Genomic DNA, 16,087 nt, shown 5'->3' with positions numbered 1-16,087 from the left:
ATTTAACAGAAAAATATCAGAATAAAATACAATGGAAAACTCACAAAAAGGGTTCATCCCGGTCATGCTTACGCCTTTTTCTGGCGATGGAGCAATAGATTATGCCGCACTGACGCAGCTTACAGAAGTGTACTTAAAAGCAGGTGCAACCGGATTATTTGCCAATTGCCTATCGAGCGAAATGTTTGAATTGAGCAATGATGAAAGGCTTAAAGTGATCAGCCATGTAATCGAGGTTGTGGATGGGGCTGTACCAGTTGTAGCTACAGGTACATTTGGAGGTGCAATACCAGGACAGGCAGACTTTGTTAAAAGAGTAAATGACCTTGGAACTGAGGCTGTAATTATGATTGCAGGTTTATTGGCTGAAGAGCAGGAAGCAGATGAGGTATTTGATCAGCGTGTATTTGATCTGTTTGATCAGACTCCAGGTATTCCCATGGGCTTTTATGAATGCCCTGTGCCTTATAAAAGAACATTAAACGCCAGGCAATTGCAAAAGTTTGTGGAAAGTGGAAGAGTGATTTACCATAAAGATACCTGTCTGGATCTTGGGCAGATTAAAGAAAAGCTGGAAGTAACAGCAGGCTATCCTAAGTTTGGTTTGTACGATGCTTATATGGTGCATGCTGTAGCATCTTTAAAAGCCGGATCGGCAGGACTGTCCTGCATTCAGGGTAACTATTTTCCTGAGCTGATTGTGTGGCTGTGCGATCATTACAATGATGCCTTGTTAGCTGCAGAGGTGAACAGGGTGCAGCAGTTTCTGATCGACAACATGGATGTGATGCATGAGGTTTATCCCATAGTTTCTAAATATTTTCTGCAAAAAAGAGGACTCAGCATTTCCACATTTACCAGGAGGGATGTGGGCACATTCAATAACAGGATTGTAAAAGAAGTAGAGGCTTTGTTTCAGCGTTACGATCTGCTAAGAAATGATCTTGATATTAAAATGTTGATCTAGGCTATTCATTCAGGTATTTTCGTTTGTAATCAAGCGGGGTTAGCCCTGTTACCTTTTTAAAATGCCGGTAAAAATTAGATACATTGTTAAACCCGCAGTCAAAACAGATCATTTCGGTAGGCAGTTTATTTTCAATTAAAAAACGGCAGGCATGGCTTATGCGGATCTCAATCAGGAAATCATAATAGGTTTTTTTGGTCATCAGTTTAAAGTACCGGCAAAAAGAAGTGATACTCAGGTTACTCAGCGATGCTATTTCTTCCAATGTGATGTCCTTTTTATAGTTGGTCATGGTATAAGTACAGATTTTGTTGATGCGCTGCGTCTCCGACTCATTGCTCTGGTAAAAAGTGTTTTTTCCGGTTACAATGCTGGAATACTCGTCTGTTTCTGCCAGGGTCTTCAATATGGTTAACAATATAATGATACGATCAAGGTTGGTCGCTTCTATAGAAGAGCTCATCAGCTGGGCAATTTTTTGCTTTGCTTTACCATTGATAACCATTCCGCTTTTGGCTTTTTCAAACAGCTTGGGGATCAGGTAGGCTTCAGGAAGGGTAAGCAGGTATTTTCCCAGGCAGTCCGGCAGGAACTGGATTACCATCGCTTCCACATTCAAATCCGGGTTGCTTTGAAAATATTCATCCTTGCAGCGCCAGGTATGTGGCAGGTTTTCACCAAGAAGGATCATTTCTCCTGCTGTAAAATTACTGATGTTGTCGCCAATAAACCGTACGCCTTCACCTTTTATGACATAGTGAAGTTCAAGTTCAGGATGGTAATGCCAGATGTTCCCGAAATCGGATTTAACGTCGTGACGGATACTAAACGAGCTTTGAGGCGAGCCGGGGATTTTGTGAAAATGAGGCTTCATTTTATTTTTATATTTGAATATTATATTTATATTTAATTATTGAAAACGCTATTATAGCAAATAATAAAGGTAATATTATTAAAATTAGTGTATTTTATGATAATATCATACAATTATTTGATAATAAGCATTAGTAAATGAAACACGCTATTGTGGAGTTTTGTATAAAGCCCATCAACGGCTATAACCAAATATTAATTATGAAACGAGTTTATCTATTCATGTCATTGGTGCTCTACTGTGTTGCCGGTGCATTTGCACAGCAACCTGGCCTACCGGCAGAAAAAGAAGCCTATATGGAGGTTATTACCCAACGTGCTGCAAAAATCACAGCTGCACTTCAGCTCAATGATGTTGCCAGACAGGAAAAGGTAGCAAATATCATCAGAGACCAGTACAGCAACCTTAACGATATTTACACCGAACGTGATGCAGCTCTGAAAGTGATTAAGGAGAAACTACAGGATAAAGCGGCAATAGAAACTGCTGTAAAAGCGCAGGCCGTTAAAACGGATGCAAAACTGGCTAAACTCCACAAAAAATACCTGTCTAAACTTTCATCGCAGCTGAATGAAGAACAGATAGAACAGGTTAAAAATGGCATGACCTATAATGTGCTGCCAAATACCTATAAAGCATATCAGGAACAGATACTGACTTTGACCGATGACCAGAAAAAACAAATTCTGGCATGGCTTACAGAGGCACGCGAGCATGCCATTGACGCGGAGTCGGCAGAGAAGAAACATGCCTGGTTTGGCAAATATAAAGGGAGGATCAACAATTACCTTTCAGCTGCGGGCTATGACCTGAAAAAGGAGGGGGCCGAGTGGGAGAAGAGAAGAAAGGCAGCCGCTGCAAAAGTAAATTAAACAAAACAACGCACTCTTGGTTAGATGATTACGCTCATTCGTTCTTTATTTGGTTAGGAATTCCGTTACCGGTTATTTCAATTGGTAACGGATCTTTCTTCTCAACAGAAACTAATTTATAAACCTAATACCAATTCTATTCGATCAGACTTCTACAACTAAAAACAAATTATCAGCTAATTACGAAATAAACCAGTTGTTTTTGTTTAAGGGAAGGACTAACCGCCTTCAGTCTTAAATAAAAAATTAAACCAATTAATACCAACCAAGTATGAACTTTAAACTTTTACGAACGTTAAACGGGATAATGCTATTGTCCTTGCTTTTTTGTGCTTCGTCGTATGCGCAAGTAAAGAAAATTACCGGTAAAGTTACCGACGGTAGTGATGGCGGGCCAATACCCGGAGTAAACGTCAGCATTAAGGGTAAACCCAGCAATGTAAGTACCAATGCTGACGGTATCTATACCATTCAGGCCGATCCGGCAACTGATGTGCTTGTATTCTCTTATATCGGCTACACCAGGCAAACCATTTCCCTTACAGGCAGGTCTACATTGAACGTTGCGCTGGCTTCTTCAAACGCTGACCTCGATGAGGTGATTGTAGTGGGCTATGGTACCAAGAAGAAATCCGAGATTCTGGGCTCTGTTGCAAATATCAAAGCTGAGGACATTCAGGATCTTCCAGTACCCAATATCGCAGCTGCGTTAAGAAACAGGTTGCCAGGTGTTGGTGTAAATGCAGTTTCTGGAAAGCCTGGTTCTTCAATTACCATTAACATTCGGAATTCGACACGATCGGAATCTGCCCAGCTACTTGGTGTGACCAGTGAGCCTTTATACGTAATTGACGGGATTACGGTTACCAGAGATGAATTTGATAATATTGATCCTACAATGGTTGAAGATATCTCTTTTCTTAAGGATGCTTCGGCAGCTATATATGGTGCTTCAGGTGCTAAAGGGGTAGTCTTAGTTACAACAAAAAAAGGTCGCAAAGGTAAGCCTCAAATTTCTTATACTGGGTTTAGGGGGGTATCAGATAATGCTTCGAACGTAGATATGCTGTCTGCTTACGATCACGCAGTCCTGTTGAATGATGGTTTTCGAGTTGCCAATGCAAGTGCATCTGCATTCTTTTCAGACGCGGACTTGGAGTTGTTAAAGAATAATAAGATAAAAGGATGGTTTGATGAACTATGGAAGACTTCTGCAGTAAACCGCCATAACATGAATATTTCTGGTGGATCTGATGCCATTACGTTCTTTGCCGGGGGAAATTACTATGACGAATCTGGGAATTATGGGGGTATCAAATACAGCAAATACGCATTCCGTTCGGGAATGACGGCAAAGATCATCGACGGGTTAAATGCAACAGTGACCTTAAATGCCGACTTTTCCAAAAAAACAAGTGACACCTACAAAAATGGTGGTGAAAATGATCAGGCATTCTTTCAACAACTAATTACCACACCTAAATGGGTACCTATGCAAATTGATGGTAAACCGGTAAATTATAACAATAAAACAAATCCATATGGAGTAATGCAGGCGGGTAACAACATATGGGATAAATCTCAAGGCTTAGCTTTAAATGCTTCGGTTGATTACAAACCCAAATTCATTCCGGGTTTAACCGCCAGGGTGCAGTTTGGTAAAAATAATCGAAGCGGTAACAATAATCAGTACATTCCTGCCTATAACGTATATAATTTCCAGATGACAGGAAATAACAGTTTATTATACACCAATACACTTGCAACTGTAGATCCGGTTATACAAGCTATTAGTCCTGCAAACGCACAGTTGCTTACGGGTACAAGTCTTGGATCCAGTTATCAGGCAATAGCTTCTCTGAGTTACGATAAAGCAATTGGTAAACATAATTTGAATATAATGACAGCGTTCGATCAATCAGAAGGGCTTAATGAAAGCCTTCAGGTTTACTGGAGAAACCAGGTTCTCGAAAATATTGACGAATACTGGGGTTTTGACAGATCGTCTTTTACTTTGCAAAATAAAAGTGTTTTCGAAAGCGTACAGCGGTCCTATATCGGTAGGTTAAATTACGATTATAATAAAAAATATTTCGTTGAAGCCATAGCACGTGCTGATGCCTCTTCTAATTTTGCGCCTGGTAATCGTTGGGGGGTATTTCCAAGTCTGGGCTTAGGATGGGCAATTAGTGAGGAAGAATTTTTTAAGCAGAATGTAAAATTTGTTAACCGTTTAAAAGTTAGGGCAAATTATGGTTTGGTAGGTGAGAGCCGTGTAAACGCACGTTTATGGCAGTACCGTTATATTGTGGATCCTAATGGTTATCTGTATAATGAAACACTAACGGGAGGGGCAAACCCATCCGCAATGCCCAATCCAGATATTACCTGGGAAAAGGCCCGTACGCTTAATCTTGGATTGGATGCTTCCCTTTTAGATAACAAGATTAATTTTACTTACGAATTTTACCATAGATATTCTTACGATGCCTATGATACAGGGAGTAACGAGAACTTTCCGATGTATGCAGGTTTTGAGGCCCCCACTATCAATTACCAGCAACGAACCAGTTGGGGATCCGAATTTAGTATTGGCTACCGAACCAAACTTGGTACAAACTGGGGTATCAGTACTGATGTAATGTTTGGTTTTTCAAATAACCGTATTGACAGGATGTTTTATAACGAATTTCAGTTATGGGATATCACTTATCCCGACCTGAAATATCAATTTGGTACAGATTCAAAAAAATACAATAGTGCTAATTACGGACTGATCTCAAAGGGCATGTTCCGTACCCAGGCAGAAGTTGATGCTTTCCTGAATGAAAATCCAACCTATACCATAAATAATAAAATACCTCAAGTAGGATGGCTGTATTATGAAGATACAAATGGTGATGGTAAAATAACAGAAAAAGACCAGGTTCCGATGTTCAATAACACCAATTCGTTCGGCGTTGGTTTCAATGTAGGAGTAACTTATAAAACTTTTAGCCTGAGCACTAACTTTGTCACCAGGTTTGGGGGCAAGGAATTCTACGACAGTAAATCAAAAGCACCTGCGAGTACTACAGTAAATGTACCCGCATATTGGAAGGACCATTGGACGCCAGAAAATCCAAATGCGAAATTTCCAAGATATGACGATGCTTCCATAGGGGCAGGTTGGAACTCTGATTTCTGGGCTGTAAGTGGCACTATGATCCGGATAAACAGCATGACATTGACCTATAAGATGCCAAAGTCTTTCCTTAACAAAATTGGTATAGCAGATTCCAGACTGGTATTAACAGGGAATAATCTTTGGACAATCATTAATCCTCTAAAATATAAAGACCCGTATTCTTCCACAATATATGATTATCCTACTTTGAGGACAATATCTCTTGGGCTAAACGTAAGCTTATAATGGTCATTAATTTCAAAACTGTAAACATGAAAACTCAACATAAAACAACATTAGTTCTGGCAATAGCTTTATTAATGTCTGTATTTACAGGTTGCAAAAAGGATTTTTTTGACCTGAAGGACAGAAATGCACTTGATTCCCAAATCTGGAACAACGAAGGAGCAATACAATTTTTGCTAAATGATACTTACGATGTAGTGATGCCGGAATTTCCATATGAATATTCAGCAAATAATGTGATTTATGCCAGCGATGAGGATCGTTTTTCTTCAAGTGATGCCATCATGAGAAAAGCAATTGGTGTAAACGGCTCTTTAGTATCCAACGATGTTAAATTTATAGCTACCAAATACCAGGGTACAAAAGGTGACAATAGGTATTTTGATATAGCACGATGCAATACAGCTCTAAAAGAAATACCAGGAGGGAATCTTGCTCAGGATATTAAAAATAAACTTCGGGGGCAGTTTTACGCGCTACGCGCACTATCGTATTTTGAACTGGTGCGTTTATATGGAGGGGTGCCTTTAGTGTTGGAACCACAAAATCCGGATAATGTGAAACTGGAAGGCAGGGCAAAAGCTGCAGAATGTTTTAAATCTATTGTAAGTGATCTCGATTCTGCAATGACATTGTTAAATGGCGTAACATGGAATGATGCAACTGAACGCGGTAAATTCACACGGAAGGCAGCTGCCGCACTAAAAGGTAGGGTATTGTTGTATTGGGCCAGTCCGCAATTTAATCCAGTTAGCGACCCTGCTCATCCTTATGATGCAAGCAGATGGCAAATGGCCTATCTTGCATGCAAGGATGCATATGATATTTGTAAGGCTTCGGGAACTGCGCTGATGCAAAACTATTCGGATGTGTTTCTGAAAGAAGGCACGGTAAATACAGAAGCAATTATTGTAAGATCTTATTCCAGCGGGGTTGCCAAAAGAGGACAAAATGTAGAAGCGAAAGTAAGACCAGGGCAAGAGGGTGGTTCAGCATCTGCTTTTCAGCCAACGCTTCAACTTGTAGAAAGCTATCCAATGAAAGATGGAGTGCCAATAGGTCAGGGGTCTTCATACACTTATGATCCTGTATTGTTCTGGTTAAATCGTGATCCAAGGTTTGATGCCACAATAGCTTATAATGGATCGAATTGGAAACTAAGTGGGAATGCCGCGCGCAGGCAATGGAATTACCTTAAGAATGCGTCTGAAGGAAGTACTGGGATTCTGGGCTTTTATATGAAGCGTTTCGCAAATCCTGATCTGGCTAAGGGGTCAGTTAGTTATTCAAATGATTTTGGCGGGAACGGCATGGATTGGATAGAATTACGCTATGCGGAGGTAATCCTGAACTATGCAGAATGTGCTAATGAAGTAGGGAACCTTACGGAAGCCAAAAATCTGGTAAGGGAAATACGAATTCGTGCGGGTATACAACAAGGTGCCAAAGATTATGGTTTGGCACTGGCAACAAATACAACCCAGATGCGTGATTTGATTATGGAAGAAAGAAAGATTGAATTTGCATTTGAAGGTAAGCGTGGTTACGACCTTAGGCGCACACGACGTTTTCACTTGTTAGCAGGCCAGATGCGCATACTTGTTTGGGAAACTAAAACGGATGCGCTCAGAACCGAGCTGGAGGCCATAAACCCTGCTACGGGTGCGATGTTCCGTGAGGGGGTTAATGTAAACGATAAGACGACTTTCGAAAAGTATTTCAAAACAACTGTAAACACGGTAGGCGTAACTGGTTTTAGTATTCCCGAAACTTATTATTTTTATGCCTTACCTTCTACTTTTATGAATTCCAGTCCTTTGCTTGAGCAAACAATCGGATGGGACGGAGGAACTTTCGATCCTTTGTAAAGTTATTTGGTCTAACCACTAAAAAAGATGATGATGAAATCAATTTATAAATATTTATATCTGGCAACAATTGCCGGCCTTATATTCACCTCCTGCAAAAAGGAAACTACGAACATCTTTAACATGTTTGATGATGTTAAGGTTACCTATCATTCGAACAGCCCCTATGCGGTTACTGATTATAAGGAGTTAAATCCGGGTGATAGCGTATACCTGGAATATACTATTGAATCTGCAAAAAAAGATATGTATGCTGTAGCTATTTTTGAAACTTCAGCGGCTATCCCCACCAAGATCATGTTGAAAGACAATGAGCGTAGAAGCTATTCCGGCGTAGTAAAATTGAAGATGAACACGCGTGTAGGTAAAATTTCCTATCGCATCTGGGCCTTGGACAAATCGGGGGTATATCTGGGGGATGGCTATAAAACCATTACTCTAGATGTAAAATCCGATTATAATTACTGGGCCGGGCGCGAACTTAAAATTCCGGATACACTTGAAAAGATGAACAATTGTTATTACGCATTGTCTACCGGTGAACTGTTTAGTTACACGTCCGGAGCTACTAATTCGGACAAAATTGATATGGGCTTATTTAGGGTTCCTGTGACAGAAGCTACCACAGGTAGAATTACTGGTTATAAATACGATGTATACGCCTTAAATTCAAATCCTTTGCCCTTTACTGCGTACGATATCAGTTCCTGGACTAAAAGGGCAACTTTATTTGCAGCGCCAAAAACCGGACAAGCCAGTGCATTCCTGAATTTAAGAACAGGTGAACAGATCATTACTGCAGGTAAAAGCGCAAAGCCGACGCTAACGCGCACGAATACTGGTTTGATTGCGGGGAGTTTATTTTACTTCCTTACTCCTGAAGGAAAATATGGTGCCATTTATGTGAATTCAATTGAAACCAATAATGTCGGAAAAGCAGTATTTATGAATGTTGATGTAAAGGTGGCCAGATAAAAACAGGGTTTAAAAACGAATGAGATTGAATTTATACGGGGACAGACAAACAGGTTTGGCCCCGTATTCTTGTAATGTTAAGATGATATATGTTTTAGCTAATATCCTACATTAAAAAGTAGAAATAGCAACTAGCTTTGAATAAGCCAAATATTAAACGTGTAAATGACTGTTATTCCCGATGTTTTTCGTCTGTTTTGTGTGATTCCATAGTTTTATTCATGTTTTTTGTTGGTTTTAATTTTAAAAATACTAACCAAAAACCTCATATAAATGAAGCAAATTTTACAAACCCACCGTTACTCATTTAGATTGAACAAGGTGTGGAAGCCTTTTCTGGCCTCTATGTTGTTGTCATCGGCGGCTTACAGCAGCCCAATGAGTTCCCCTGCCAGAGACGCCAGTCCTGCCCGAAAGCAATTTATGCAGATCGTGGTTACCGGTACTGTCAAAGACGGAAAACAGCAAGCCATTCCTGGTGTAAGCGTAAAAGTTAAAGGAAGTAATGCTGGTACCAGTACCGATGTTAACGGCAATTACCGCTTAAACCTGCCATTGGGTACTGAAACCCTGATTTTTAGTTCAATAGGCTTTGGTACAAAAGAGGTGGCTGTATCTGGCCGAACAACCTTAAATGTTACCCTGGAAGAAGGTACAGCCGGACTGGACGAAGTTGTGGTGATCGGTTATGGTACTACCAAAAAACGCGACCTTACCGGATCTGTTGTATCGGTAAAATCAGAGGAAATCACGGCCAGGCCAGGTCCGAACCCTATGGAATCTTTACAGGGTAGGGTAGCCGGGCTTGACATTACGCGTTCATCCGGACAAGCCGGAGAGGGCGTTAACCTGCAGTTACGCGGAACCAGGTCAATTGCCGCCAGTGGCTTGCCTTTATTTATCATCAATGGCTTGCCGGGTGACTATGCTACTTTAAACCCCTACGATATTGAAACCATTGATGTTTTAAAAGATGCTGCTTCAACCGCTGTGTATGGGGCCGCAGGAGCAAATGGTGTGATCATCATTACTACAAAAAGTGGAAAAGCAGGAAAATTAAACATCGATTTCAACTCTTATTATGGTAATAATGGCTGGTCGGTTGTTCCGGAGGCACTTAGCAAAGAACAGTACCTGGAGGCCAAAAGAGAGGCCTATAAATATAACTTTGATGGTGCAACCAGAAAATGGGTAACCACTGCAGTTACTGCAGCAAATGGATTTCCTCAAGCTGGTCCGCCTCAATGGCAATCCCCGGCAAACGATGAAGCCATTTTCGGGCCGGAAAGATATAAACTGTTCAATGAAGGCAATTTTGTGAATTGGGCAGATGTTTTCATGAGAGACAACGCGGCTTTGCAAAATTACAGCTTAGCTGCTTCCGGCGGTACTGATGCTACAAAAGCATACGTTTCATTTAATTTAAACGATGAAAAAGGCCAATATATCGGAGATGATTATAAACTCTATTCCACAAGCATGCGTCTGGATCACAAGATCAGAAAGTGGCTTTCTATTGGGGCTAACCTTCAGGCTTCTTATGTAGACAGGAATAAAGCGCAGGACAAACTGGAAAATGCCATTGTTACTGATCCTCTGGTACAGCCTTATAAAGCCGACGGATCTATAAACCCTGATTTGGGTAGCAACGTATACAATCTTTTACTCGATTATCAGCCTGGCGTTTATGGAAATGTAGACAACAACACAAAAGTCTTTTTTAATCCATATGTAGAAATCAGACCTGTAAAAGGACTCACCATTTTAAGTCGCGGGGGCGTGCGTATGGATTACTTAAATACTTATCGTTTTGATGGGGTGGGTTCTGTGAATTATACTTATGTAAATGCGAACATTGCCAGAGCCAGGATCAACCAGAACCGTTACCAGCAATATCAGTGGGAAAACGTGCTGACCTATAATTACCTGCTTGGAACAGACCATGACTTTACCTTTACCGGTGTTACCTCTTATTTTCACACTCAGGACACAAGAACTGAGATGGGCCAGGCCGTGGCCAACAATAAATTTAAATGGTACAGATTTACCCCCGATGTGAACAGTACCACCACATCTTCTTATACAATGTCTAAGACCTTCGGTTTAATGGGACGTGTCAATTATGCCTATAAAGGGAAGTATCTTTTTTCGGCTTCAATACGCAGGGACGGATCTTCGGTATTATACGAAACCAATAAGTGGGATAATTTCCCGGCACTGTCTGCTGGCTGGAGGGTTTCTGATGAGAAGTTTATGGAGGGTACAAAAAAATACATCAATAACCTGAAAGTTCGAGCCACCTGGGGTATTGCCGGAACCGCTTATATCCCTGCTAATTCTTCTTCCAGTTTTGTAGAGCAGTCCAATATGTCTTTAGGTGGTGAGCTTGTACCCATTTACAGGAGTTCGCAGTTTATTACCAATCCAAACCTGGTGTGGGAGAAGTCTAAAACATTGAACCTTGGTATGGATCTGGGATTATTTAACAACCGCATTGATATGGCGCTGGATTATTACAATACCAATACTGACGGAGTTATCTATAACTTCAATTCACCTATAATCTACGGGGCATACAGATCCGGCAGTACGCCTTATCAAACTTATCTCAACATTGCAAAGACCAATAACAAAGGTTTCGAACTCACCATGAATACACGTAATATTGTGGGTAAGAATTTTGAATGGAGCTCTTCAATTGCTTTCACGCGCAATAAGGAGAAAATTTTAAAACTGTCAGATGGTACTGCCAACAATATTACCAATAATGTGGCGGCAGGAGACAACCGTGCAGGGGGAAATTACGCGTTAACGATTGGCGAACCCATTGCTACATTTAGAAACTACAAAATTGATGGGATCTGGCAAATTGGCGAGGAAGCTGATGCCGGGGCATTTGGAAGACGTCCGGGAGACTTAAAGGTAAATACACCTGGTCTTGTTAAACTGGCCGACGGCGTATTTAGAAGAGAGGGTACAGACCTTTACTATTATACCAACCTTGCTGATGCGCAGCGGTTTAACCCTGCATTAACAGCTGCATCTTCCCTTTACACCTATAACAATACAAATGATTTTCAAACTATAGGACACAATACCCCTGATTTTTCACTGGGCTTCCAGAATAATTTTAAATACAAGAATTTTGATTTAGGGATCTATTCTTATTTGCGTTGGGGGCAAACCATCAACTACGTGATGATGGGGTGGTATAACCCAAGTGCATTGGCAACAGTTGCCAGTCCGCCAAGAACCTTCCTTTCCAGTTTTAACTATTGGACACCAGAAAATCCATCCAATGATTTTCCTGTAATGAATGTTCTTGCGTCCCCTTCAAGTATGACCGGATTTTCCGGACTGAATTATGTAGACGGGTCCTTCTTTAAAATCAAAAACATCACCCTGGGTTATACCTTGCCAGAAAACATTGCAAAAAAGATTGCCATGCGTAAAGTGCGTTTTTATAGTACCCTGACCAATCCATTGGTGATTACAAAAAGCCACTTGCTAAAAGACTACGATCCGGAAATGAATGGCGAGATGGATTATCCGTTAACCAAACAGTTTGTGTTCGGTTTAAATGTGTCATTTTAAATAAAAAATTAGTCATGAAAAATCAATTTATAAAGAGCGTATTTTGTACATGCGGATTAGGCATACTGATGATATTGAGCATATCATCCTGCAAGGTAGACGAATATAATCCTAATGCGTTGTCTGAAGAGGAAGTAATTAGAGATTTTAACGGTTTCCGGTCATTTCAATCTAACATTTACACCGGGCTCTGGGGCTCATTAATCGGCATGCCATACGGATTCTTAGCTGAAACAGGAACGGATTTATGGACATCACCAACCAATAGTGTGAGTAACAGACAGGTGATGCGGTATGAGGAGTTTACCAATAATTTTAACCTGGTTACCAATACCTGGGATTTTGCCTGGGGTTCCATCAAAGACTGCAATAAGACCATTCAAATTGCTCCCCTGATTAAAGATGGCAATGCGGCTGATATTAAAACCTTGGTTGCAGAAGCAAAGGCAATGCGGGCTTACTACTATTCTGTACTTGTGGTACAGTTTGGCAATATCCCGCTGATCACAACTGATGACCCGGTGAAAAATTTAAATCCTACCAGAAGTACCGTTGCCGAAATTTACACCCAGATCGTTGCAGATCTGACTGCAGCAGCACAAGATCTTCCTGTAGTACCTTATCAGAACAATCTTCAGCGTGTGACCAAAAAAGGAGCGCTTGGTCTGCTGGCCCGGGTATACGCACAAGGTGGGGGCGAAGGATTGATGGAGGGAACAAAAAGTTACTGGCTGAGGGCAAAAGAAGTGGCTGAAGATCTGATTACAAATAAAGGAGGATATGGTGCCACGTTATATACTGATTTTGCCCAGGTATTTGCTTATGCCAACAATAGAAATAATGCGGAAGCCTTGTTTACCGCTTATGGCCTGAATCCCTATAGTCCGTCGTACGATGCTTTTACAGGCAATTCAAAACCCAATTGGTACCTGCATTTTTATCCCTCACTTGATAACGCATTTGGCGCAGGCACAGACCTTTTAAAAAGGGGTGCTGGCTCCAATACTTCAAATGCCTATTACGGACGCCTGAACCAATCATTTATTGCGCCTACAAAATACCTGATCAATTGTTTTAATGCGACATATGACAAGCGATGGGAGAATTCCTTTCAGACAGCATTTACAAACTATTCGGGCGTGCAGGCAAAAACTACCAATCCAAGCCCGCCCGGTCCTGCAAATGTAAGCTATACCGATGCTACAGTTACGCTAACCGCTGCAATGTGTACCAAATATGGTATCAATAGCGCATTTATCGGCCAGAAGATCTATCCTTACGTGGATGTAGACGCTAAGAATGCTTCCGCGAATGCAACCTGGCAGTATCCGCCAAAAGTATGGCCAAAGGGAGTGACTACCGGCGCCATTGCTGCTTTACAGACCGTTGCAAATGCGAATGTCCACCCATATCCACTGGATGTTGACGAAGACAGGTTTTTCGTTTTTTTAAGTAAAGATCCGCTAAGTCCTGCAGAAAAGGCACTCCGCAAATATGCAGTAGTCAATATCAACGACCTTTTTGATCCTTCCGATGCGACCGGGTCTAAATACAAAGACCCTACAGGTAATGGATTAACTCCTATAAGTATGGCCAACCTTTTCCCGGCTTTAAGTAAGTTTAACCACAATTTTGATGGTGGCTGGCTGGGTGGTAATTTCCAGCAAAAACTGGGTAATATTATGGTGATGCGTATGGCAGAAGTTTATTTGCTTGCAGCAGAAGCTACCATTAAATCTGGTGGAAGTGGCGCTATAGCTGCAGGATATTTAAATGAACTCCGCAAACGCGCATGCCGTAATCCTGCAGATTTTAACGTAGCCACCGGCATGCAGCTAACCAATGCAACAATGAACGATGTTTTTGATGAGTACGCACGTGAATTGTGCGGTGAATTTACCCGTTGGGCACTTTTAAAACGTCATAAAGCATTCGAAACACGCCTGGCGCAATATAACGGCAGGGCTGCCGCCAGCTTTATCTCTGCGAAACACTACAACAGGCCTATTCCTTTTTCTTTCCTGAATACCATCAATAATGGAAACGAATTTGGCAACAATGGTTACTAGCAGACAGTAGACCTTAAGTATAAAAAGCTGATATCGAAAGGTATCGGCTTTTTTATTTTATTACCACAATACGCAGATTAATCGTTATCATTGTAACATTAGTGATGCAATAACTTATAAAAATGAGTTTAGTTTCAGATGCTGCTTTGATTGAAGGACTGAAGGCGGGAGGATCACAACGTCAAATTTTCGAAAGAGATTTGTATAAGGCTTATTTTTACCTCATCCAGCATGGCACAAAGAAGTACGGCATCACTGCCGAAGATGCTGCCAGTGCCTATTCAGATGCCATTATCAGCATCATTCAGCAGGTGCTATCAGCCAGGTTCGAAGGCAGATCTACCCTGAAATCATACGCCTATCAAATATTTTCCAACAAATGTGTTGACCTTTTGCGAAAAGAAACGACTAATAAACGAAAGGCCGATCATGGAATGTCTATAGACAGCCTGGTAATGGAGCTGCCAGACGGCGCCAGGAATGTGGTGCAGCAACTGATTGCGAAAGAACAAAGGACAAGTCTGATGCTAAGGCTTCAGGAAATAGGTGAAAAATGTAAGCAGGTACTGCTATTTTTTGAAGATGGTTACAGCGACAAGGAAATTGCAGGCATAATGGAGTACAATTCGGCAGAGGTGGTAAAAACCAGCAGGTTGCGCTGTCTGGATAAATTAAAAAAACTAATGACAGGTAGCTCAATATAAAAATGGAGGAACAGGCATACATAGCAGCTTATTTTGAAGGTACATTGCCAGAGGAAGAAAAGACAGCGTTTGAAGAGCGTTGCCTGAACGATCCCTTATTTGCGCGTGAAGTGGCAGACTATGTGATGATGCGCGATGCCTTGCGTGAGGAACTGCATCAGCAAAAACACCAGCGTTTCGCTGAACTATATCAGGAGGTGGCGGCTGAAACAGCAACAAGACATCCGTATTTTGGGATTAAAAACCTGGTCTGGTATGCTGCTGCCTGTATTGCTTTAATTGCGACCTGGCTTATTTTCTTTACCAACACGCCACCGAAGGATCTGGCCAATGCTTACGCAGCCACTCACTTTAAACAATTGGGGGTAACCATGGGCGCCGGGGAACAGGAAAGGATGCAGCAGGGAATTGCCGCCTTTAACAACAGGCATTTTACCGAAGCATCCAATATTTTTAAAACCTTAAGTAAGGACAGTTCCCTGAAGGCGGAAGCGGTTAAAAATCTGGGTATTACCCAATTGATGGCAGGCGACTATACAGGAGCGGTTGATAGTTTTGATGCACTCGCCAGGATGGACCTGTTTACCAATCCGGGACTGTTCTACAAGGCGATAGCACTGATGCAGCGTTCGGGACCTGCAGACATAGAAGCTGCCCGCAAATGCCTGAAGGAGGTTGTTGAGCAGGACCTGCCCGGAAAAAGTGAGGCTGAGGTCTGGTTGAAAAAACTATAATGGTTGAACCCTATATCC

General features: G+C 41.4%; 10 protein-coding genes. 9 read left to right on the top strand and 1 reads right to left on the bottom strand.

Going from position 1 to position 16,087, the window contains the following annotated elements; all coding sequences use genetic code 11:
- Window positions 1–31 precede the first annotated feature (31 nt).
- Window positions 32–967, top strand: a complete 936-nt coding sequence (locus B9A91_RS00910; RefSeq protein ID WP_084236527.1) for a dihydrodipicolinate synthase family protein — start codon at window positions 32–34, stop codon at window positions 965–967.
- A gap of 1 nt (window position 968) precedes the next feature.
- Here the strand turns inward: B9A91_RS00910 and B9A91_RS00905 are convergent, their stop codons facing one another.
- Window positions 969–1,841, bottom strand: a complete 873-nt coding sequence (locus B9A91_RS00905) for an AraC family transcriptional regulator (protein ID WP_084236525.1) — start codon at window positions 1,839–1,841, stop codon at window positions 969–971.
- Between the two features lie 200 nt (window positions 1,842–2,041).
- Between B9A91_RS00905 and B9A91_RS00900 the strand changes: the two genes are divergently transcribed.
- The 8 genes from B9A91_RS00900 to B9A91_RS00865 all read left to right on the top strand — a co-directional run bounded on the left by B9A91_RS00900 (window position 2,042) and on the right by B9A91_RS00865 (window position 16,069).
- On the top strand, window positions 2,042–2,713 hold the full coding sequence (locus tag B9A91_RS00900) for a DUF3826 domain-containing protein (protein WP_084239529.1): 672 nt from the start codon (window positions 2,042–2,044) through the stop codon (window positions 2,711–2,713).
- 271 nt (window positions 2,714–2,984) lie between these two features.
- Window positions 2,985–6,125 (top strand): SusC/RagA family TonB-linked outer membrane protein, encoded by a 3,141-nt coding sequence (locus B9A91_RS00895; protein WP_084236523.1) that lies wholly within the window; start codon window positions 2,985–2,987, stop codon window positions 6,123–6,125.
- A 26-nt stretch (window positions 6,126–6,151) separates the two neighbouring features.
- Window positions 6,152–7,993 carry a RagB/SusD family nutrient uptake outer membrane protein gene (locus B9A91_RS00890; protein WP_159451599.1) on the top strand — a complete coding sequence of 614 codons (1,842 nt, stop codon included), beginning with the start codon at window positions 6,152–6,154 and terminating at the stop codon, window positions 7,991–7,993.
- Window positions 7,994–8,020: 27 nt separating this feature from the next.
- Window positions 8,021–8,968 carry a hypothetical protein gene (locus B9A91_RS00885; protein WP_084236519.1) on the top strand — a complete coding sequence of 316 codons (948 nt, stop codon included), beginning with the start codon at window positions 8,021–8,023 and terminating at the stop codon, window positions 8,966–8,968.
- Window positions 8,969–9,241: 273 nt separating this feature from the next.
- Window positions 9,242–12,562: a SusC/RagA family TonB-linked outer membrane protein gene (locus tag B9A91_RS00880; RefSeq protein WP_084236517.1), complete on the top strand. Its 3,321-nt coding sequence runs from the start codon at window positions 9,242–9,244 to the stop codon at window positions 12,560–12,562.
- A gap of 14 nt (window positions 12,563–12,576) precedes the next feature.
- Window positions 12,577–14,631: a RagB/SusD family nutrient uptake outer membrane protein gene (locus tag B9A91_RS00875; RefSeq protein WP_084236515.1), complete on the top strand. Its 2,055-nt coding sequence runs from the start codon at window positions 12,577–12,579 to the stop codon at window positions 14,629–14,631.
- Between the two features lie 122 nt (window positions 14,632–14,753).
- The gene (locus tag B9A91_RS00870) at window positions 14,754–15,335 is read left to right on the top strand and encodes an RNA polymerase sigma factor (RefSeq protein ID WP_084236513.1); all 582 of its coding nucleotides are present in this window, start codon (window positions 14,754–14,756) and stop codon (window positions 15,333–15,335) included.
- Between the two features lie 2 nt (window positions 15,336–15,337).
- On the top strand, window positions 15,338–16,069 hold the full coding sequence (locus B9A91_RS00865; protein WP_084236511.1) for a tetratricopeptide repeat protein: 732 nt from the start codon (window positions 15,338–15,340) through the stop codon (window positions 16,067–16,069).
- The last annotated feature ends 18 nt before the right edge of the window (window positions 16,070–16,087 follow it).

This window comes from Pedobacter africanus, from assembly GCF_900176535.1.
Classification (GTDB): Bacteria; Bacteroidota; Bacteroidia; order Sphingobacteriales; family Sphingobacteriaceae; genus Pedobacter; species Pedobacter africanus.
This window is presented reverse-complemented; position numbering and strand designations above follow the sequence as displayed.

What these genes read in the sequence shown, in the direction of transcription:
- B9A91_RS00880 (WP_084236517.1), top strand. Translation starts at nt 9,242, where the DNA reads ATGAAGCAAATTTTACAAACCCACCGTTACTCATTTAGATTGAACAAG.
- B9A91_RS00865 (WP_084236511.1), top strand. Translation starts at nt 15,338, where the DNA reads ATGGAGGAACAGGCATACATAGCAGCTTATTTTGAAGGTACATTGCCA.
- B9A91_RS00910 (WP_084236527.1), top strand. Translation starts at nt 32, where the DNA reads ATGGAAAACTCACAAAAAGGGTTCATCCCGGTCATGCTTACGCCTTTT.
- B9A91_RS00875 (WP_084236515.1), top strand. Translation starts at nt 12,577, where the DNA reads ATGAAAAATCAATTTATAAAGAGCGTATTTTGTACATGCGGATTAGGC.
- B9A91_RS00890 (WP_159451599.1), top strand. Translation starts at nt 6,152, where the DNA reads ATGAAAACTCAACATAAAACAACATTAGTTCTGGCAATAGCTTTATTA.
- B9A91_RS00900 (WP_084239529.1), top strand. Translation starts at nt 2,042, where the DNA reads ATGAAACGAGTTTATCTATTCATGTCATTGGTGCTCTACTGTGTTGCC.
- B9A91_RS00905 (WP_084236525.1), bottom strand. Translation starts at nt 1,841, where the DNA reads ATGAAGCCTCATTTTCACAAAATCCCCGGCTCGCCTCAAAGCTCGTTT.
- B9A91_RS00885 (WP_084236519.1), top strand. Translation starts at nt 8,021, where the DNA reads ATGATGATGAAATCAATTTATAAATATTTATATCTGGCAACAATTGCC.
- B9A91_RS00895 (WP_084236523.1), top strand. Translation starts at nt 2,985, where the DNA reads ATGAACTTTAAACTTTTACGAACGTTAAACGGGATAATGCTATTGTCC.
- B9A91_RS00870 (WP_084236513.1), top strand. Translation starts at nt 14,754, where the DNA reads ATGAGTTTAGTTTCAGATGCTGCTTTGATTGAAGGACTGAAGGCGGGA.